Raw genomic sequence first — 4,001 nt, 5'->3', positions numbered from 1 at the left:
CCTCTATACGGGACAGTTAACCGATGCTGAGCGCGAAGAATATCACCAGCCTGTGTGTGCCAGTGAGCATCAAAATGTGCAGGTTGGYGACACCTTGGAACTTCACTATGTGTATAGCACGGCGTCTGTCGCGCCGGGTCCGACGCTGGGCGCGTGCTTGAGTGATGCAACGGTGAATCCGCAGTTGCGGGTTGAGGCACAAGTGCTCGTGGCGGTGAATGATGACAGTGCTGCTGATTTCACGCGCCTGACGGCGGTTGGTCAGCGCAAAGGGCGCTATCAAGCGATTCACCTGCCCGAAGATAGCGGTCAGGCGGTAAGCTATCTCGGCTCAACGACCGGCCCGGCCTACAACGAGAAAGGATCGCCTTACCAAGTAACCTGGCGGGTCCGCCCGAAGGTCAAAAAGGTTAACATTGCGAGTATTCAGCGCTGGTGTCAGGCGAACGTATTTGAAGAGCATCATGCACACGGTGTGCGAAACTTGGTGGTGCAGCCTGCGTTACTCTCCGAGCAATAAAAAGGGAACAGTATGCCAATGACGGCGCCCAACCGATTAACCATTCGACGTATGCGACCGGACGATACGGAGTCGGTTCTAGATATCTGGTTAAATGCCTCACTGCAGGCGCATGACTTCATTGATGAGGCGTTCTGGCATCAGCAACGTGATGCCATGCGTGCGTCTTACTTACCGATGGCTGAGGTATGGGTAGGCACCTATCAAGAGGTCATCCTTGGCTTTTATGCATTGCATGGTAATACGCTGGCGGCGATTTTTGTCGATCCTGCCCATCAGGGCGCCAGTGTGGGCAGTCAATTGCTCGATCATGCCAAACTGCAAAAGCCTACTATCGACCTCACTGTGTATCAGAAAAACACGGCCAGTTACGCTTTTTATCTGCGTCACGGTTTTGTGGTTGATAGAGAGCAAACGGATCCACATACCGGAGAGCGTGAGTGGCGAATGGTTTACCAAAGTTAGTTGTCGTCTGCAGACAGTGAAAAAATCCCGCTTCGGTAAAACCAAGCGGGATTTTTTATTTTTATCATATTTATCAATCCAATAAGTTGATTTTCTATTATGGGTAATGGTCGTACCAAAGTAAGGCTAGCGAGATGGTATTTGACTTTATAGAGCTAATATTGCTAGTTTGGTCCTACCAAAAGAGAGGGTGATGATGAACACAACCGCACAAAGCCTTTTTCATCCGGTGCAAATGGGCCGGGCCAGTGAAGATGTGGCATTACAAATTGAGTCAGCGATTCTGTCTGAGGCGCTAAAGCCTGGTGACAAACTACCCAGTGAGCGTGAGCTTCAGCAACAGTTCGGAACAGGACGCGGTGTGGTGCGTGAGGCGATTCAGGCACTCAAACAAAAAGGCTTGATTGAAATCCGCAAGGGTCAGAAAGGCGGTGCTGTCGTGCGCCAAGTGGATGTTCATCATATCAGTGAATCACTGGCGCTGTTTCTCAAGCAAAGCCATATCAATGCGGAGAAAGTGGCGGAGTTTCGTGAAACGGTCGACCAAAGCTTGGTTTTACTTGCGATGAGTCGCGGGAATGAGGCGCAGAAAGTCACACTGCAGGAAACCGTAGAAGCCTTAGCGGCTGAAGCGGCGAGTGTGAGTCCAGATCTTGATCGATTAGGGGAGCTAGATCGGGCGCTAAACCTGCTGATTGCTGAAATGTCAGGCAACCCAATTTTTGAGTGGGTAATGCATGCGCTGCAACAAGGCTTTAGCTCGCACGATTATGCCCTTTATCAGGCGGCGGAGTATCGTCGCCAAACGGTGGAAAACTGGCAGCAGACCGTCCACCACATTGTTGCCGCAGAGCCTTTTAAGGCGCAGGCAACGATCAGCCACCACTATCGGTTGCTACAACAATGCATTGATGCACAAGCATCAAGCAAATAATAAAAAACACTTCAAAAAGGAAACCTCTAACTACATTCACCCATAACCGCGCCACCAAGATGGCGAACAAGTCACTGCGCGCGGGAAGGAAAACTGGAGGTTTTATGGGACTGCAACAAAACTACGATTACATCATTATTGGCGCGGGTTCAGCAGGCTGTGTGTTGGCGAACCGTTTAAGTGCCAATCCAGATAACAAGGTGCTACTTCTTGAGGCGGGTCGTCCTGATTATCGACTTGATTTTCGCATTCATATGCCCGCCGCACTGACATACTTGCTGACTGATGGCACCTATAACTGGCTATACGAATCCGAGCCCGAGCCGAACATGCATAATCGCCGTATCGCACAGCCACGTGGCAAAGTGCTTGGCGGTTGTAGCAGCATTAATGGCATGATTTACATCCGTGGTAACGCCATGGACTACGAGAAGTGGGCCAACGAGCACGGATTAAAAAAATGGGATTATGCCCATTGCCTGCCGTATTTCCGCAAGTGTGAAACGCGTTTACAGGGCCAAGATGATTACCATGGTAATAATGGGCCACTGGCGATCAGTACCGCCGATTGCGATAACCCTCTGTTTAGTGCCTTCTTTAATGCCACCCAGCAAGCGGGCTATCCATTAACCGACGATGTAAACGGTTATCAGCAAGAAGGCTTTGGGATTTTCGACCAAAATATCTATCGCGGTCGTCGCCACAGTGCTGCGCGCGCGTATCTACACCCGGTGATGAACCGTAAAAATCTTACCGTGATCACCGGTGCGACAACCGATAAAGTGCTGTTTGAAGACAAAACGGCTATCGGTGTGGAATATCGCAAGTGGGGACGGAAGAAAACCGCCTATGGCGCCGAGATTATCAGTTGTGGTGGTGCAATCAACTCACCGAAGCTGTTGCAGCTATCGGGTATTGGCGATGAGACCATGTTGAAAAACTTAGGGATTAAGCCTGTTCACCATTTGCCGGGTGTGGGTGAAAACTTGCAAGACCACCTTGAGCTTTACGTGCAGTATGAATGTAAAGAGCCGGTCAGCATGTATCCCGCGCTTAAGTTTCACAATCAACCGAAAATCGGTTTTGATTGGCTGTTCCGTCGTAAAGGTGCTGCCGCGACCAACCACTTTGAGGCAGGTGGTTTTGTGCGTGGTAATGATGAGGTGGCGTATCCGAACTTGCAGTTCCACTTTTTACCTTTGGCAATTCGCTATGATGGTTCGGCACCCAACAAAGGACATGGTTTCCAGTTGCATGTGGGGCCGATGAATACCGATGTGCGCGGTTACGTTAAAATTCGCAGCACTAACCCAGATGAGAAGCCAGAGATCTTCTTTAACTATCTCTCAACGCCACAAGAGCGTAAAGAGTGGGTGGAAGCGATTCGCGTGTCGCGAGATATCATTGCGCAACCTGCGTTTGACCACCTTCGCGGTAAAGAGTTATCACCGGGCAGCGATGCGCAAACCGATGAAGAGATCCTCGATTTTGTGGCACGCGAAGGGGAAAGTGCTTACCACCCCAGCTGTACTTGCAAAATGGGCTTGGCGAGCGATGAAATGGCAGTCGTGGATGAATCATTGAATGTACATGGGGTGAAAAATCTGCGTGTCGTTGATGCGTCCGTTTTCCCAGCAATTACCAATGGTAACTTGTATGCGCCGACGATCATGGTAGCTGAAAAGGCGGCAGATATGATGATGGGGCATACGCTCGCACCCGCGAAAGACGCTGAGTATTACCGTTATATGCCAGAAACTGGTTCACAGCCGGTAGAGAAAGCGACGGCTGACGTGGCGTAATCGGCCGCTGTTTTCGGATGAAAGCCAGCAGAATGCTGGCTTTTTTATGGGGCTTTGTCCGTGTTATTTGAAGGGTTTGTTGACTGGTTGAGTTGGTACTTGGCCGCGCTATAGCTTGCCACGCTGTAGGGGACGAGATAGTTGAGTAGCGCATGGCCGATACTAAATGAGCCATCGGCCCACAGCGCATCGCCTTGATTGATAATGTTGAGTATTGTTCCCACCACTAAAGCTATTTTGATCGCGTTAATGACCAAGCTTCGCTTTACGAGTATACGGA

At 50.3% G+C, this 4,001-nt stretch carries 5 protein-coding genes; 4 read left to right on the top strand and 1 reads right to left on the bottom strand.

What is annotated here, in order from left to right; all coding sequences use genetic code 11:
* The 4 genes from BZG83_RS16835 to betA form a co-directional block, all read left to right on the top strand.
* Window positions 1-520, top strand: a 520-nt coding sequence (locus BZG83_RS16835) for a delta-class carbonic anhydrase (RefSeq protein WP_241828304.1), incomplete at its 5' end; no start/stop codon positions are given.
* 18 nt (window positions 521-538) lie between these two features.
* Window positions 539-985: a GNAT family N-acetyltransferase gene (locus BZG83_RS16020; RefSeq protein ID WP_077482039.1), complete on the top strand. Its 447-nt coding sequence runs from the start codon at window positions 539-541 to the stop codon at window positions 983-985.
* A gap of 193 nt (window positions 986-1,178) precedes the next feature.
* Window positions 1,179-1,919: a FadR/GntR family transcriptional regulator gene (locus BZG83_RS16015; protein WP_108742992.1), complete on the top strand. Its 741-nt coding sequence runs from the start codon at window positions 1,179-1,181 to the stop codon at window positions 1,917-1,919.
* Between the two features lie 104 nt (window positions 1,920-2,023).
* Entirely contained in the window at window positions 2,024-3,721 is a 1,698-nt protein-coding gene (betA, locus tag BZG83_RS16010) for a choline dehydrogenase (RefSeq protein ID WP_077482037.1), read from the top strand.
* Window positions 3,722-3,765: 44 nt separating this feature from the next.
* On the opposite strand, the gene nrtS is transcribed toward betA, so the two are convergent.
* Window positions 3,766-4,001: nitrate/nitrite transporter NrtS (gene nrtS / locus BZG83_RS16005; protein ID WP_198929747.1), on the bottom strand; the 236-nt coding region annotated here is incomplete at its 5' end.

The sequence above is a fragment of the Salinivibrio sp. PR919 genome, from assembly GCF_001995355.1.
Classification (GTDB): Bacteria; Pseudomonadota; Gammaproteobacteria; order Enterobacterales; family Vibrionaceae; genus Salinivibrio; species Salinivibrio proteolyticus.
The sequence above is the reverse complement of the archived record's forward strand: the minus strand, read 5'-3'. Positions and strand labels throughout refer to the sequence as shown.

Bases quoted from the DNA above. Each gene is read 5' to 3' on its own strand.
- BZG83_RS16020 (WP_077482039.1), top strand. From the start codon at position 539: ATGACGGCGCCCAACCGATTAACCATTCGACGTATGCGACCGGACGAT.
- BZG83_RS16015 (WP_108742992.1), top strand. From the start codon at position 1,179: ATGATGAACACAACCGCACAAAGCCTTTTTCATCCGGTGCAAATGGGC.
- betA (WP_077482037.1), top strand. From the start codon at position 2,024: ATGGGACTGCAACAAAACTACGATTACATCATTATTGGCGCGGGTTCA.